We start from the raw sequence: 14,805 nt of genomic DNA on the forward strand, positions 1-14,805 counted from the left end.
GCTGGTGGCAGCATGTGCTGGTGTCTTCATCACCTGAGCTCGCCTCCCAGCACCCCTCGTCGGTAGCCGTCACCGCGGCCGACATCGATGCAGCTGCGATGCGAATTTCCTCGGTGGTCGCCGCGACACCCCTGCAGTTGTGCGAGCGCCTGTCGGCAGAGACCGGAGCGACGGTCTACCTCAAACGCGAAGACCTGCAGATCGTCCGCTCGTACAAGATCCGCGGTGCCTACAACCTGATGGATCAGCTGACCGAGGCCGAGCGCAGCGTCGGTGTGGTCACGGCGAGTGCCGGTAACCACGCGCAGGGGGTGGCATTCGCCTGTCGGTCCATGCAGGTGCGAGGTCGGATCTACGTGCCGGCCAACACCCCCAAGCAGAAGCGTGACCGAATCAGGGTGCACGGAGGCGACTTCGTGGAGCTCATCGTCATCGGCGACACGTTCGACGCGGCAGCTGCGGCGGCCGCCGCGGACGTGGCCCGTACCGGTGCCACCATGGTCCCGCCGTTCGACGATCCACGAACGGTGGCGGGCCAAGGGACGATCGCCAAGGAAATCGTCGATCAGCTCGGTGGCGCACCCGATGTGGTGGTGATGCCCGTCGGCGGGGGCGGCTGCATCGCGGGTATCTCGAGCTACCTGCGTGAGCGCGCTCCGCAGACATCGTTGGTCGGCGTCGAACCATCCGGTGCTGCGTCGATGACCGCTGCGTTGATCGCCGGTGAGCCGGTGACGCTCTCGGATATCGATCCGTTCGTCGACGGGGCGGCGGTCCGGCGCATCGGCGATGTTCCGTACGCGGCGCTGCAGTCGTTGGGCGCGACGGTGGTGTCTCATGCATCGTTGCCCCTGATCACCGCGCCGGTGTTCGAAAGCTCCGGCCCCGGTGCGTTCCTGATCACCCAGATCGACGAGGGCGCGGTCTGTACCGCAATGCTCGAGCTGTACCAGAACGAAGGGGTCATCGCCGAGCCCGCAGGCGCGTTGGCGGTCGCCGCGCTCGAGCATCTCGACATCGCACCGGGAAGTACCGTCGTGTGCCTGGTGTCCGGGGGAAACAACGACGTCTCACGGTACGGCGAGATTCTCGAACGATCGCTCGTCCACCTCGGCCTCAAGCACTACTTCCTCGTGGACTTTCCGCAGGAGCCCGGCGCACTGCGTCGGTTTCTCGACGAGGTACTCGGGCCCGAGGACGACATCACCTTGTTCGAGTACGTCAAGCGAAACAACCGGGAGACCGGTGCCGCGCTCGTCGGCATTCAACTCGGTTCGGCGCACGGCCTTTCGGCCCTCCTCGAACGTATGCGGTCCTCGCACCTTCAGGTGGAGCAGCTGGAGCCGGGTTCGCCGGTCTACCGCTACTTGACCTGAGTCACCGACCCAGCAGGCGGTCGACCACCTGCTTGTGCAGTTCGGGGTCGACGGCGGGCAGGTCGAGGACGGCTCCGAGGTATATCCCGTCGCCGACGAGTCGGATGATCTCGGCCTGCACCGGATCGTCGATCTCGGTACGTAAGCCCTCGTCCCACTGCTGCATCATGTCCGTGACGGCGTCCTGCACCTCACCGGAGTTGCCGTCGACGCTGCGCAGTGCCGCCAGCGTGGAGCGGTAGAGCGCGATTTCCTTCTCCGAGATGCAATCGGGTGGTTGCAGATACCACTCCGCTACGGAGGTGCCACCTGCGCCGGCGTCGGCTCTCTGCTGATCGGCCTGAACGGCGAGTCGTCGGACCATGGCAGCGACCAGCGCGTCCTTGGTCTTGAAGTGGTACAGCAAGCCGCCCTTCGATACCCCGGCGGCGGCAGCGACGCTGTCCAGGGTCACTTTGGTCATGCCGTGTTCGAGGAGCAACGTCTCGAGCGAATCCAGAATTCGGTCGCGTGTGTCAGATGACATGGAACTCACTTTACCGGCTGGACGGTTCGAGGTAGTCTTCAGAGCTGTACCGGCTGGACGGTTGGTATCGAAGATGTGCCGGTCGCGGACCGGGCGGGCGAAATGGAGTCATGGTGAGCGACGTGCGGACCGGTGCGGTGCACGAGATCGACGGCGGATCGGCCTCCAGAGCCACCGCGCGCGACTGGTTCGGGTTGGTGGTGCTCGCGTTTGCCGTCCTTCTCATCGCGGTCGACGGGACCGTGCTCGACCTCGCCCTGCCGTTCATCAGCGCCGATCTGGCACCGTCGAGCAATCAGCTGCTGTGGATCATCGACGTGTACTCGTTCGTACTGGCCGGCTTGCTCATCACGATGGGCACGCTCGGTGACCGGATCGGTCGGCGTCGCCTACTGCTGATCGGAGCCGCGGGCTTCGGAATCGCCTCTCTCGTTGCGGCTGTCTCGACCAGCCCGGAGATGCTCATCGCGGCGCGAGTTCTGCAGGGTATCTCCGGCGCGACCTTGATGCCCGCCACTCTCGGCTTGATTCGCACGATCTTCCTCGATCCGCGCCAACGGGTGACCGCTATCGGCGTCTGGGGCGCGATGGCGGGCGGCGGCGCGGCCGCCGGTCCGCTCGTGGGCGGCTGGTTGCTCGAGCACTTCTGGTGGGGCTCGGTGTTTCTCATCAACATTCCTGTCATGATCGCGCTGATCGCGCTGGGGCCGTTGGTCATTCCCGAGTCCAAGGATCCGAACCCGGGCCGTTTCGACCTCCCCAGCTCGGCGTTGTCGATGCTCGCTATCGTTCCGATCGTGTTCGCGGTCAAGGAGATCGCAGCGCACGGCCTACACCCGGCCTACGTGGTCTCCGCCGTCGTCGGCATGATCGCCGGTGTGGTGTTCGTGCGGCGGCAGCGAATTCTCGACGCCCCGATGATCGACATCCGGCTGTTCGCCAACCGTGCCTTCTCGACGGGTGTGGCGACGAACTTCCTGTCCGTGTTCGCACTCGCCGGCGTGCTGTTCTTCGGTTCGCAGTACCTGCAGCTCGTCCTGGGCAACAGCCCGCTCGAAGCCGGACTGCTGTTGCTGCCGGGCACGGCCGCCAGCATCGTGACCTCATTGCTCGCTGCGGTTCTGGTTCGGTACTTCACCGCAGGCACGGTCCTCGGCGCAGGCATGATTGCTGCCGCTGCGGGCGCGGGCATCCTGGTCGGTCTCGGTACCGACACCAGCCCGGCGTTGTTCATCGCCGGATTCGTCCTGGTGGGTGCAGGCGTCGGCTTCGCGCTCACTCTGACGTCCGACCTGGTGGTCAGCGCCGTCGAACCCGAACGAGCCGGGGCTGCGTCCGCGGTCTCGGAAACCGCGTACGAGCTGGGCATCGCGCTGGGAGTGGCGATCCTCGGCACGGTCGTCATGGCCATCTTCCGACGCGGGATCGACACCTCGCAGCTCACACCCGAGCTCGGTGCCAGAGCAGCCGAAACGCTCGGCGGCGCAGACGCGGTGGCCCGTGAGCTGCCGGACTCGGTGGCGACGGTCCTCCTGGACTCCGCGCATGCCGCGTTCGTCTCGGGCATGCACGTTGCGGCCGTCGCCACCGCGGTGGTCCTTGCGGTCACCGCCGTGTTCGTGCTGGTGAACCTACGGGTTCGTCAGGATTCGAGCACCGCGAAGGAGTGACCGGGAACCGTGGTGGCAGACCCGGTGTCGTTCGAGGTCGTCGGCTCCCACTCGAGCAGTGTGGAGCCGCCGACCGGCACCGTCACCGCGGACTCGGACAGATTGCACACCACGCTGACGCGGCCGCGGCGAATCGCGATCCACTGGGCGTCCTCGTCGTACTCGACCTTCACGTGATCGAGCCACGGGTCGGTCAGTTCGGTCCGCTCGCGGCGCAGGGCCAGTAGGTCTCGATAGACGGCCAACAGTCGGGCATGGTCGCCGTCGCCCAGTTCCGACCAATTCAATTTCGATCGTGTGAACGTCTCGGGATCCTGTGGGTCGGGGATGTCGCTCTTGTCCCACCCGTGTTCGGCGAACTCGGCTTTGCGTCCTTCCGCCGTGGCCTTGCCGAGCTCGGGTTCGGGGTGCGAGGTGAAGAACTGGAACGGAGTCGACGCTCCCCATTCCTCGCCCATGAACAGCATCGGAGTGTAGGGCGAGGTGAGTACCAGAGCTGCCTTGATCGCGAGCTGTCCGGGGGAGAGGTAGAAGCCGGGGCGATCTCCGATCGCACGGTTACCGACCTGATCATGGGTGGTCGTGTAGGCCACCAGAGAGCTGGCGGGAATGCGGCGGGTGTCCAATGGTCGCCCGTGGATTCGGCCGCGGAAGCTGGAGTACGTTCCGGCATGAAAGAAGCCCTGGCGCACCGTGTTCGCCAGGCCCTGCAAGGACCCGAAGTCGCCGTAGTAGCCTTGCCGTTCGCCGGAGACTGCAGCATGGATCGCGTGGTGAATGTCGTCGTCCCACTGTGCGTCGAGTCCGTAGCCGCCACCCGACCGCGCCGTGATCAGCGACGGATCGTTCAGGTCGCTCTCGGCGATCAGGGTCAGTGGACGGCCGAGATGCGCTGACAGGGTGCGCGTTTCGATCGAGAGCTGCTCGAGGAGATGCACAGCGGTGTGGTCGACGATGGCGTGCACCGCGTCGAGACGCAACGCGTCGATGTGGAACTCGCAGAACCAGCGCAACGCGTTGTCCAGGGCGTAGCGCCGCACCTCGCCCGAGTCTGCATCGGCATAGTTGATCGCCTGGCCCCAGCTGTTGGCCCCTTCGGTCATGTAGGGACCGAAGCGTTCCAGGTAGTTGCCGGACGGGCCGAGATGGTTGTAGACGACGTCGAGAACCACACCGATCCCGCGGCCGTGGCATGCATCGACCAAGCGCTGCAACCCTTCCGGGCCACCGTAGGCCTCGTGCACGGTGTACCAGAGGACGCCGTCGTAGCCCCAGTTGTGCACGCCGTTGAATCCGTTGACCGGCATGATCTCGACGAAAGACACGCCGAGGTCGACGAGGTGATCGAGCTTGTCGATCGCCGCGTCGAACGTTCCCTCGCGAGTGAAGGTGCCGATGTGGAGTTCGTAGATCGACGATCCGGGGAGTTGACGACCGGTCCATGCGGAATCGGTCCACAACGACGGATCGACCTCGAACACCTGGGACATTTCGTGCACACCGTCGGGTTGCCGAGGCGAGCGTGGATCCGGCAGCGCCTTCTCGGCGTCGTCGAGGAGGAATCCGTAGCGACTGTCCGCGGCGGCAGCCACCTCTGCTCGCCACCAGCCGTCCGAGGATTGCTCCATGTCGTGGACCGAGTCGTCCAGTTGCAGCCGTACTCGTTCCGGGGTCGGTGCCCACACTGCGAATTCACGGGTCGTGGCCGAAGATGTCGTGGTCGAGGATGTCATCGTGCTGACTCTCCTTCGTTGTCGCGCACCAGAAGTGCAACCGGCAGGGAGGCGAACAGCTCGGCGACCGCAACGGTCCCGCTGTGTTCGACGTCGGTGATGCGGTCGCGCCACCGACCGTCGGGCAGCGTCACGGTCGTCTCGCCCCACCCTGTCTCGGCCACACCGAGGGACAGCCTCGTGGCCAGCGCAACCACATCGGAGTTGCCGGGCAACGGACCTCGGGCAAATCCGACGACATGCTCGGCCGCGGTCCCGTCCGCGACGATCGGCGTGTAACTACCGCCGACGAAGCTCGCAGGCCGTTCGCGTCGTACCGTCAGCGCGGAACGAACCACGGCCAGCTTCGCAGCACCGGTATCGACCGACGGCGCGGATCCGTTCAGTCCGGCCAGAACGGACCGGCGTACCGAGTAGTCGACGGGTCTGCGGTTGTCGGGGTCGACGAGCGAGTCCTCCCACAGCTCGGTGCCCTGATACACATCCGGGATTCCGGGACCGACGAGTGTGAGCAACTTCTGCCCGAGTGCATCGGAGTGTCCATGGGGCGAGAGCTTTTCGACGAGCATAGTCATCGAACGTGCCACCGGACCGTCGAGAATTGCGTCGAGCCAGTTGTGAACGGCAGTCTCGAACTCCTCGTCCGGATCGGTCCACGTGGTACGGAGAGCGGCCTCGCGAATGGCCTTCTCGGCGTAGGCGTGTAGCCGTTCCCGCAGGGTCGAGGTGATCACCCCGTCGACCGGCCAGACACCGAAGACGTTCTGCCACAAGAACATCCCCGTGGTGCCGTCGGGGCTCGGGGCCAGCTCCTCCCAATCGGCGATCGACCGGGCCCACAGCTCCGGCGTCTGCGAGAGCACGCCGATACGCGCCCGCACGTCCTCACCGCGTTTGGTGTCGTGTGTGGACAGTGTCGTCATCGCGGCGGGCCAGCGCTTCGCGCGGTCGGCGTTCTTCAGATGGAAGTACGCTGGGCTGCAACCGAACCGAGCGGGATCGCCGCCCACCTCCTGCAGCGAGATCAACCGGTTGGCGCGGTAGAACAGGCAGTCCTCGACGCCCTTGGCCGTGACGGCACCGCACACCTGATCGAAACGCACGGGGGATTCGGTACCGGCGATCAGGGCGGTTGTCAGAGCGTCGAGACCGCCGGCCAGTTCCGGCTGCTCTTCACCGATGGCGGCGACGACACCCGGAAGCACACCGGCCAGCGGCGCGTAGTCGGTGCGGTACACCGGAACTGCGGCAACAACGGCAACGATGGCGTCGATCACCGATTCGAGCTCGATGGAGGTACCCGATTCACGAACCACGGCGCGGGCGAGGCGTCGCACCTCGGGGGACAGGTCGCCGCGCGCGACAGCGGTCTTGAGATCGAGTTCTGTCTCGTGCAACGTCTCGTCGTCGTAGGCGATGCCGGAGCGCACCTGGGACAGTGCGGTCAGTGCCGGTGCCCCTTCCGCGTCGACGAATATCCCGCCCACGGCCGCCAACGCGTCGTACCCTGTCGTGCCGTCGACGGGCAGCGACTCGTCCAACGGTTCGCCGTCGGCCAAGATCTTCTCGATCACCAGCCAGCGGTCGGGACCGAGCAGCCCGCGTAGTTCGGTCAGATATCCGGCAGGATCGGCCAAGCCGTCGGGGTGGTCGACGCGTAACCCGTCGATCAGCCCGTCCTCGATCCAGCTCGCCACCTGGCGATGCGAGTCGGTGAAGACGTCGAGGTCTTCCTGCCGGACACCGGCCAGGCCGTTCACCGAGAAGAAGCGGCGGTAACCGATCAACCCGGCGGACCAACTGACGAGGCGGTAGGCCTGACGGTCGTGCACGGCCTGGGCGTCGTCGCCGTCGGTACCGTCGGCGATGGGGAAGCGGTGCTCGTAGAACGCCAGCAGAGGCTCGTCCTCGGAGCGGTCGACGGTGAGCTCGGCGACATCGCTCGCGCTGCCGAGCACGGGGATGGCGATCTTGCCGTCCACTCCGTTGTCGGCTGCGAAGTCGATGTCGAAGTAGGTGGCGAACTCCGAGTCACGACCGCGCCGCAGAACGTCCCACCACCACGCGTTCTGTCGTGGATCCTCCACCCCGACGTGGTTGGGAACGATGTCGACGATGATCCCCATGCCCACCTCGGCAGCCCGAGAGTGCAAGCGGGTCAATGCATCTCGCCCGCCGAGGGCGGCGGAGACGGTCGAGGTGTCGGTGACGTCGTACCCGTGCGTCGAACCGTCGGTCGCGGTCAGTATCGGCGAGAGATAGAGATGGCTCACTCCGAGGTCGTGCAGGTAGTCGACCACGTCCGAGGCGTCGGCCAGGGTGAAGGCATCGCCCCGCAGTTGTAACCGGTATGTGCTGGTGGGCAGCGGCATGAGTCAGGCAGTCTTTCGTAGAACGAGTAGGGATCGAGCGGTGACCTCCACCGGTGTACCCGCTTCGATCGATTTCTCACCCGCTCCCGTGCGCGCTGCCGTATCGAGGGCGACCGTCCATTCTTTGGCGTAGTTTCCGTCCGGGGTGACGAATTCGATCGTCTCGTGATGTGCGTTGAAGCACAACAGGAACGAGTCGTCGACCACCCGCTCCCCGCGCTGATTCGGCTCGGGAATGCCCTCACCGTTGAGGAACACGGTGAGCGATTTGCCGAAACCGCTGTCCCAGTCCTCGGGAGTCATCTCCTCGCCTGCGGGGGTGAGCCAGGCGATGTCACGTGCCTGTTCGCCCGATCGGATGGGCCTGCCCTCGAAGAATCGGCGACGGCGAAACACCGGGTGCTCGTTGCGCAGCGCAATTGCGTTGCGGGTGAACTCGATCAGGTCGGCGTTGGTCTCGGCCAGGGACCAATCCATCCACGCCAGTTCCGAATCCTGGCAGTAGACGTTGTTGTTGCCCTGCTGAGTTCGGCCGAGTTCGTCGCCGTGCGCGATCATCGGCGTGCCTTGGCTGAGCAGCAGCGTGGCCATGATGTTGCGAATCTGGCGGGCCCGCAGATCGAGGATCTCGGGATCGTCGGTCGGACCCTCGACGCCGCAGTTCCACGACCGGTTGTGGCTCTCGCCGTCGTTGTTGTCCTCGCCGTTGGCCTCGTTGTGCTTGTCGTTGTACGAGACCAGGTCGTTGAGGGTGAAGCCGTCGTGCGCGATGACGAAGTTGATGCTGGCACCGGGGCGACGGCCCGTCGCCTCGTAGAGATCCGAGGATCCGGTCAGGCGCGACGCGAACTCGCCCAGCGTCGCGGGCTCACCGCGCCAGTAGTCGCGAACGGTGTCGCGGTACTTGCCGTTCCACTCGGTCCACAGACCGGGGAAGTTACCCACCTGGTATCCGCCCTCGCCGACATCCCACGGCTCGGCGATCAGCTTCACCTGGCTGACGACCGGGTCCTGTTGCACCAGATCGAAGAACGCGCTCAGCCGATCCACGTCGTGCAGTTCACGGGCCAGGGTGGATGCGAGGTCGAACCTGAATCCGTCGACGTGCATCTCGGTGACCCAGTAGCGCAGCGAGTCCATGATGAGCTGCAGCGTGTGTGGGTGTCGAGCATTGAGACTGTTGCCCGTCCCGGTGTAGTCCATGTAGTGCTCGAGATCGCCGTCGACCAGTCGGTAGTAGGCCGCGTTGTCGATGCCGCGGAAGCTGATGGTGGGGCCCATGTGGTTTCCCTCGGCGGTGTGGTTGTAGACCACGTCGAGGATCACCTCGATGCCGGCGGCGTGGAACGAACGGACCATCGCCTTGAATTCGGTCACCGCGGCACCGGGCGACTGATGCGAGGAATACTCCGCATGAGGCGCGAGGAATCCGAAGGTGTTGTAGCCCCAGTAGTTTCGCAGTCCCTTGTCCAGAAGTACCTGGTCCTGCATGAACTGGTGCACCGGCATCAGCTCGATCGCGGTGACGCCCAGGTGCTGCAGATGCTCGATGATCACCGGATGTGCCAGACCGGCATAGGTGCCGCGCTCGGCCTCGGGGATGTCCGGATGGGTGATCGTCATGCCCTTGACGTGGGCCTCGTAGATCACCGTCTCGTGATACGGCCTCTTCGGTGCGCGGTCGGCCTGCCAGTCGAAGAAGGGGTTGATCACCACAGTGGTCATCGTGTGCCCCAGCGAATCGTGCTGAGGGAAATCGTTGTTCGGCTCGTCGTCGTAGGCGATCGGTGCCTCGTCGACGATGTCGCCGTCCGGATCGGCAAGATCCGCCGCGTCCTCGAACCCGCCGTCGGCGTCGAGTGGATCCGCGGCTGCGGAGTCCGTGGACTCCACGGGCTCGGGTTCGGCGGCCGGGATGTCGATGTTGTAAGAGAAGAGCGATCGGTCTCCGTCGAACGACCCCTCGAATGCTTTTCCGTAAGGATCGACCAGCAACTTGCTGGGATCACAACGATGTCCGGCAGCCGGATCCCACGGCCCGTGGACGCGGTAGCCGTAGCGTTGTCCCGGCACCACCGTGGGCAGGTACGCGTGCCACACATAGCCGTCGGACTCCTCGAAACGAATACGAGTTTCGGTACCGTCCTCGGCGATCAGGCACAGGTCCACGGCCTCGGCGACCTCGGAGAACAAGGCGAAGTTGGTTCCTGCTCCGTCGTAGGTCGCTCCCAGTGGATAAGGGGATCCCGGCCATACGGCGATGGCGGGCGTGTCGTCGGAGGCGTCGTGCAGCATGGATCAACCCTACTGTGACCGGTGGGACCAGGCTTACCGAGCGCGAGCCGTTCCGCTCACGGTCCGGCCCACCAGCCGGTCGCAGATCCGAGCTGCCGGCCGAGCTCGGTGGTCAGGGTTCGCACGTAGGTGGCGGTCAGATGATGCTCGTCGCGATAGATCAGTACGTTCCCCTGCTCGACGCGACAGACGGTGTCGTCGCACACCGCGTCCGAGAGGTCGAGGGCGGAGAATCCGCTCAGCTGGAACGAGGACGCCAGAGCGGGGTTGACCGAGTCGAGCGCCTCGTCTCGCGGGATGCCGCACGAGGTGGCCGAGCCGCCGTCGGCCAGGCAGTCGATGGCTCGATACGCGAGCCACGGGGTGTCCCTGATGCCGAGGACGCCGACACCGTCAGCGATCAACTGCTGCCAGACCGAGACGTACCAGGGCGGGGTGAAGTCGCCGGGGAAGTCGTCGCGGGGTCGGGTGGCCGTGGTGAACACGTATTCCGGTTGCATCGATGCGACGTCGTCGAGCACGGTCCGGGTCCAGTCCAGACAATCCGGGTACTCGTTCTGCCCGAGCATCGGCATCGTGTCCAGGCTGAGCGGGCACCCCATCTTCACGAACGTGACCACCTTGAAGCCGTGCCGCCGCCCCAGAGTGTCGAGAGCGGTCACCCAGTGCTCGGCGTGTGAGCTCCCCGCCAGCACGATCGTTCGGGCCGCATCGACGTCGCCGTAGGTACAGGACAGCGCGTCGCGAGTCTCGAAATCCGCGATACAGCCCTCGAGGGTGGTGACGGGAAGATCCTCGGGAGCGGAGTACAGGGGAGGCGTCATCTCGGCCGGTTCGACGCGAATGCCGTCGGTCAGTTCCAGCGCCCCCGGGTGCGTGGCTTCGTCGACCGATTCGTCGGCCTGCACGGCCAAGATCGATCGTTCGATGTAGGCGTTCCAGCCGACCGAACCGGCTGTCACCGCAACGGCAGCAACGAGGGCGACGGCCGTGACTGCGATGCGGCCGGGAGTGAATGTGGTGGCCTGCGTGGGACGCTCCACGAAGCGGACGGTAAGCCACGCGAGTGCGACCGATGCACCGACGATGCCGAGTCCGCCGGGTATGTCCGCGTGGGTCCTGCCGGTGGCCGACAGGTAGAAGATCAACAGCGGCCAGTGCCACAGGTACAACGGAAACGCGATCGAGCCGACCCAGGCGAAGAACCGGTTGGACAACGTCGCGGCGACCACGGTGTTCGAGCCTGCGATGATCAGCGCCACAGTGGCCAGTACCGGAATCAGCGCCAGGGGACCGGGGAACGCGGTCACGCCGTCCACCACGAATCCACAGACGACGATGACGAACATCGCACCGGCGGCGAGCGCGCCCCGGGCGGTCGATCCCAGCCGACTCACGCGGGCATCGGCCCCGGTGTTTCTGCCGGCGAATGCCGCGAACGTGGCCGCGACCGCCGCACCGAGCATGATCTCCCAGAGTCGCGCGCCCGTGTCGTAGTAGTTCCACGCCTGATGGCGTCGAGCACCGTCCGCTGCATACACGAACGACAACACCGCGATGACGGCGAAGATCACGGCGAAGGTCTGTGGTCGCAGACTTCGCGGTCCCTCCGGTCGCATCGTGCGCAGAATCCACGCCAGACCGAACACGACGGCAATCGCGAGCAAATAGAACTGGAATTGCACCGCGACGGACCACAGGTGCTGGACCGGACTCACCGAGGGGTCGGCCGCCAGGTAGTCGTTGGCCGTCGTCGCCAACTGCCAGTTCACGAAGAAGAAGACGCCGGAGACGAGTTGGTCGCCCACGTCGGCCCAGCGGGTCCTCGGTAGCAGGAACACAGACGCGGCCGCTACCGCCAACAGGGTGAGCGCCAGAGGCGGTCCGAGTCTGCGGAGTACGCGAACGATGCGGGTGATCGGGTTCAGGCTCGCACCGGCCTCGGCCGATCGAAGCAACGACGCAGTGAAGAAGAAGCCGGACAGCGTGAGGAAGACATCGACTCCGCCCGACACCCGACCCATCCAGATGTGGAACACGACCACCAGAGCGATGGCGACACCACGCAGGCCGTTCAGATCCTGGCGCTGTGGCGGTCGCGGCACGACGGGAGCCGACACCGAACTCGGGGCCGCGGAATCGGTTGCCGATTCGTGATCGGTTCCGCTCGGGTGTACCTGCATGAAAGGGGAATGGCTCCGGCTGTCGATCGACCACTGGTCGGGCGGTCACGGTCGGTGGTGTTCGTCTCGGAAGCTGCTCGGCAGACGACGAGGCTCGTCGCAAACAAGAAGACGTTCTGAGCAAACAATACGTGTACGCGCGGTGACGCACTCCTCGGAGTCCGTACTGCGGTGCCGGTCCCAGCTCGTCGCCGGTTTCTCACAGCGTGGTCTCACCGGTCCCGCGGCAGTTCGGGTTCACATCCCACCGTCGGCCGGAACCGAGGACAACGCGGCGACCAGGGCCACGGGATCGTCCACGTACAAGGCGATGGCCGTCGCGGTGCCCTCGACCCGCCACCGACGTAGGGGTGCGGGTACGACGAATGTGGTGCGGGTCGACAACGTGATGTCGACGTTCGTGCCGTCCTGGTTCGGTAACACGGCTCGGTCGTCGCGGACAGTGGGAGCCACCACGCCGAACCGGCGATGGAGTCGGGCCGAGACGATCGTCGATCTCTCCACTGTGGTGACGACCTCGCCGGAGGTGCGCAGGACGAGTGCTTCGGGTGTGAGGACATGGGGGTGCACCCGGCCGACGGCTAAAGCCGACGCCAGCAGAACGATCGATACGACCGAGAGCGCACCGAGCACGATATCGAGCCACAGCCACGGCACCAGGAGATGCACGACGACGATCTCGACGACCGAGGCCACACCGAACATCAACGGCATCGAACCCGTTCCGCGCACCGCGGTGAACTCGGCAGAGTCGGCCGCGATCGGAGCGTGGCGGCCGCGTGCCCACAACAGTAGTGCGTGCCATCTGCCGACCTGGGCACCCCGATCCGGGGTCACTGTGGGGTTCCTGCCGGATGCGCACCGTCGAGCAGACGAGCTGTGGTGCGGAGGACGACGGCGCGTTGGGCCGCGTCGGGAACGATGTCCTCGATGTCGAGCAGCCCGGTCGATTCGCTCCCGAGCGCAGCGGACTCGGGCGCCTGAGCGAAGGACTCGACATCGAGTACGGACACCAACTCGTCGGCCAACGCGTCGATGTCGTCCTCGGATTCGGCGACGCTTCGGCCCTCGAGGGCACCGAAGCGTCGTAGCAACACCAGGTATCTCCGACGTAGGTCGTGATCGCCGAGCGCGGCGGACATCGTCTCGAAGAATGCCGCCGGGACGCGGCCCGAAATTGCCATCACTTCGAGTAGATCGCGTTCGCGGATCAGCGCGGGCCGGTCCCGTTCGTCCGCTGCATCGAGCAAGGACCCGAACGTTGCGGCAACATCTCGTGGGAGCGCGGTCAGAGGACGCCGTTCGACAGCGTCGTCGAGCAACGCCGACAAGCGACTGTGCTTGTGTGCCAATGCCGTCTGCTCGGTCTCGATGCCGGCCAGCAAGGCTCGCAGGTCCCCGACCACGTCGGGCTCGTCCGTCGCTTTTCCGTCGAGCACTGCCGCTATCGCGCCCAGCGGCATTCCGCACTCGGCCAACCATCGGATTCGCATCAGCCGAACGACGTCGTCGATCGTGTACTCGCGGTAGCCGTTGGACAGCCGCCGAGGCTCGGAGAGCAAGCCGAGTCGGTGGTAGTGGCGCACCGTCCGCGGGGTCGTTCCGGCGGCATCGGCGAGGGATCCGATTCTCATGCGTCCAGTGTGAACGTTGACGTAGCGTCAAGGTCAAGGCCGATCGCTCGATACTGTTCGGGTCCCCACGACGGCGTATCGTCGGTGTGTCGTGTGAATCGATGTGGCTCGCACCGTTCGAGGAAGTGAACCGGACAATCATGGTCGACGCCGATCGCTGGTATCGGGAGATGTTCGAGGCCAGCACGGTGGGAATGGCACTCGCCGACGAACACGGGCTGCTGTTACTCGCGAACGAGGCGTATGCGGCAATCGTGGGGTGCCCCAGGGACCTACTGTGGGGCCGATCCTCCCGTGAATTCACCCACCCCGACGACCTGGACCAACACGCGGCGATGGAACAGATGATGGACGACGCCGAGGCCCGTGGTGAATCCGTACACGTCGAGAAGCGATACCTGCACCCCGACGGCACGGTGCGGTGGGGTTGGGTGTCGGCCAGCGAGGTCCCCGGCCCGGACGGCCGACGATGGACCATGGCGGTGGTCCACGACGTCACCGATCGGCGGCGGTTGGAGGACGACCTACGGGAGGCTGCGCTGACCGATCCCTTGACCGGGCTGCTCAATCGGCGTGGATGGCGAGATCGGTTGTCTCAGTTGACGACTCCGCGCGGAGTCGACGTGTCGCTGGCGATGGCGATGATCGATTTCGATCGCTTCAAGTCGTTCAACGACAAGTATGGACACGGCCGCGGCGATCGCCTGTTGGTCCAGTTCTCCACTGCCGCAATGCAATTGCTTGCAGGGCGAGCGTATGTCGCCAGATGGGGCGGGGAGGAATTCGCCATCGCGATGCCCGATACCGGGTCGACGACGATGGCAACCGTGCTGACCGAACTCGCAGCCGTCGTCCCGGACGAGCAGACGTTCTCCGCCGGTTACACGACATTGCGTCCGGGGGAATCGCTCTACGACTGTTTCGACCGAGCAGACCTGTTGCTGTACAGAGCGAAGAGAGACGGAGGGGCGCGATCACTCGGCGACCGTTCCAGCACCCCGTCGCAATGACGGCCC

General features: G+C 65.5%; 10 protein-coding genes. 3 read left to right on the plus strand and 7 right to left on the minus strand.

The window, feature by feature from the left end; translation table 11 throughout:
• Positions 1-20 precede the first annotated feature (20 nt).
• Positions 21-1,376 (plus strand): threonine ammonia-lyase IlvA, encoded by a 1,356-nt coding sequence (ilvA, locus tag CH266_RS19935; RefSeq protein WP_032382931.1) that lies wholly within the window; start codon positions 21-23, stop codon positions 1,374-1,376.
• A 1-nt stretch (position 1,377) separates the two neighbouring features.
• Here the strand turns inward: ilvA and CH266_RS19940 are convergent, their stop codons facing one another.
• Positions 1,378-1,902, minus strand: a complete 525-nt coding sequence (locus CH266_RS19940; protein ID WP_032374344.1) for a TetR/AcrR family transcriptional regulator — start codon at positions 1,900-1,902, stop codon at positions 1,378-1,380.
• A gap of 110 nt (positions 1,903-2,012) precedes the next feature.
• Here CH266_RS19940 and CH266_RS19945 point away from each other — a divergent pair, with 110 nt between their 5' ends.
• On the plus strand, positions 2,013-3,572 hold the full coding sequence (locus tag CH266_RS19945; protein ID WP_063216920.1) for an MFS transporter: 1,560 nt from the start codon (positions 2,013-2,015) through the stop codon (positions 3,570-3,572).
• Here CH266_RS19945 and treZ read toward each other — a convergent pair.
• The 6 genes from treZ to CH266_RS19975 form a co-directional block, all read right to left on the minus strand.
• Positions 3,545-5,305 (minus strand): malto-oligosyltrehalose trehalohydrolase, encoded by a 1,761-nt coding sequence (gene treZ / locus CH266_RS19950; RefSeq protein WP_176457147.1) that lies wholly within the window; start codon positions 5,303-5,305, stop codon positions 3,545-3,547. The two genes, CH266_RS19945 and treZ, sit on opposite strands and share 28 nt — an antisense overlap.
• Positions 5,302-7,677: a malto-oligosyltrehalose synthase gene (gene treY, locus CH266_RS19955; protein WP_094716001.1), complete on the minus strand. Its 2,376-nt coding sequence runs from the start codon at positions 7,675-7,677 to the stop codon at positions 5,302-5,304. The genes treZ and treY overlap by 4 nt, the downstream gene beginning before the upstream one ends.
• A gap of 3 nt (positions 7,678-7,680) precedes the next feature.
• A complete protein-coding gene (glgX, locus tag CH266_RS19960) occupies positions 7,681-9,972 on the minus strand; it encodes a glycogen debranching protein GlgX (protein WP_094716002.1) in 2,292 nt (763 codons plus the stop codon).
• 56 nt (positions 9,973-10,028) lie between these two features.
• The gene (locus tag CH266_RS19965; RefSeq protein ID WP_032370310.1) at positions 10,029-12,155 is read right to left on the minus strand and encodes an acyltransferase family protein; all 2,127 of its coding nucleotides are present in this window, start codon (positions 12,153-12,155) and stop codon (positions 10,029-10,031) included.
• 237 nt (positions 12,156-12,392) lie between these two features.
• Positions 12,393-12,992, minus strand: a complete 600-nt coding sequence (locus CH266_RS19970; protein WP_094716003.1) for a hypothetical protein — start codon at positions 12,990-12,992, stop codon at positions 12,393-12,395.
• The gene (locus CH266_RS19975) at positions 12,989-13,789 is read right to left on the minus strand and encodes a MerR family transcriptional regulator (RefSeq protein WP_094716004.1); all 801 of its coding nucleotides are present in this window, start codon (positions 13,787-13,789) and stop codon (positions 12,989-12,991) included. The genes CH266_RS19970 and CH266_RS19975 overlap by 4 nt, the downstream gene beginning before the upstream one ends.
• 125 nt (positions 13,790-13,914) lie before the next feature.
• Between CH266_RS19975 and CH266_RS19980 the strand changes: the two genes are divergently transcribed.
• Positions 13,915-14,799, plus strand: coding sequence for a sensor domain-containing diguanylate cyclase (locus tag CH266_RS19980; protein WP_162182875.1), 885 nt, complete (start codon positions 13,915-13,917; stop codon positions 14,797-14,799).
• Positions 14,800-14,805 lie beyond the last annotated feature (6 nt).

The organism is Rhodococcus sp. 06-1474-1B, from assembly GCF_002258885.1.
GTDB lineage: Bacteria > Actinomycetota > Actinomycetes > Mycobacteriales > Mycobacteriaceae > Rhodococcoides > Rhodococcoides fascians.

Coding starts and splice junctions, on each gene's coding strand:
- CH266_RS19965 (WP_032370310.1), bottom strand. CDS start 12,155: ATGCAGGTACACCCGAGCGGAACCGATCACGAATCGGCAACCGATTCC.
- CH266_RS19940 (WP_032374344.1), bottom strand. CDS start 1,902: ATGTCATCTGACACACGCGACCGAATTCTGGATTCGCTCGAGACGTTG.
- treZ (WP_176457147.1), bottom strand. CDS start 5,305: ATGACATCCTCGACCACGACATCTTCGGCCACGACCCGTGAATTCGCA.
- treY (WP_094716001.1), bottom strand. CDS start 7,677: ATGCCGCTGCCCACCAGCACATACCGGTTACAACTGCGGGGCGATGCC.
- CH266_RS19975 (WP_094716004.1), bottom strand. CDS start 13,789: ATGAGAATCGGATCCCTCGCCGATGCCGCCGGAACGACCCCGCGGACG.
- glgX (WP_094716002.1), bottom strand. CDS start 9,972: ATGCTGCACGACGCCTCCGACGACACGCCCGCCATCGCCGTATGGCCG.
- CH266_RS19945 (WP_063216920.1), top strand. CDS start 2,013: ATGGTGAGCGACGTGCGGACCGGTGCGGTGCACGAGATCGACGGCGGA.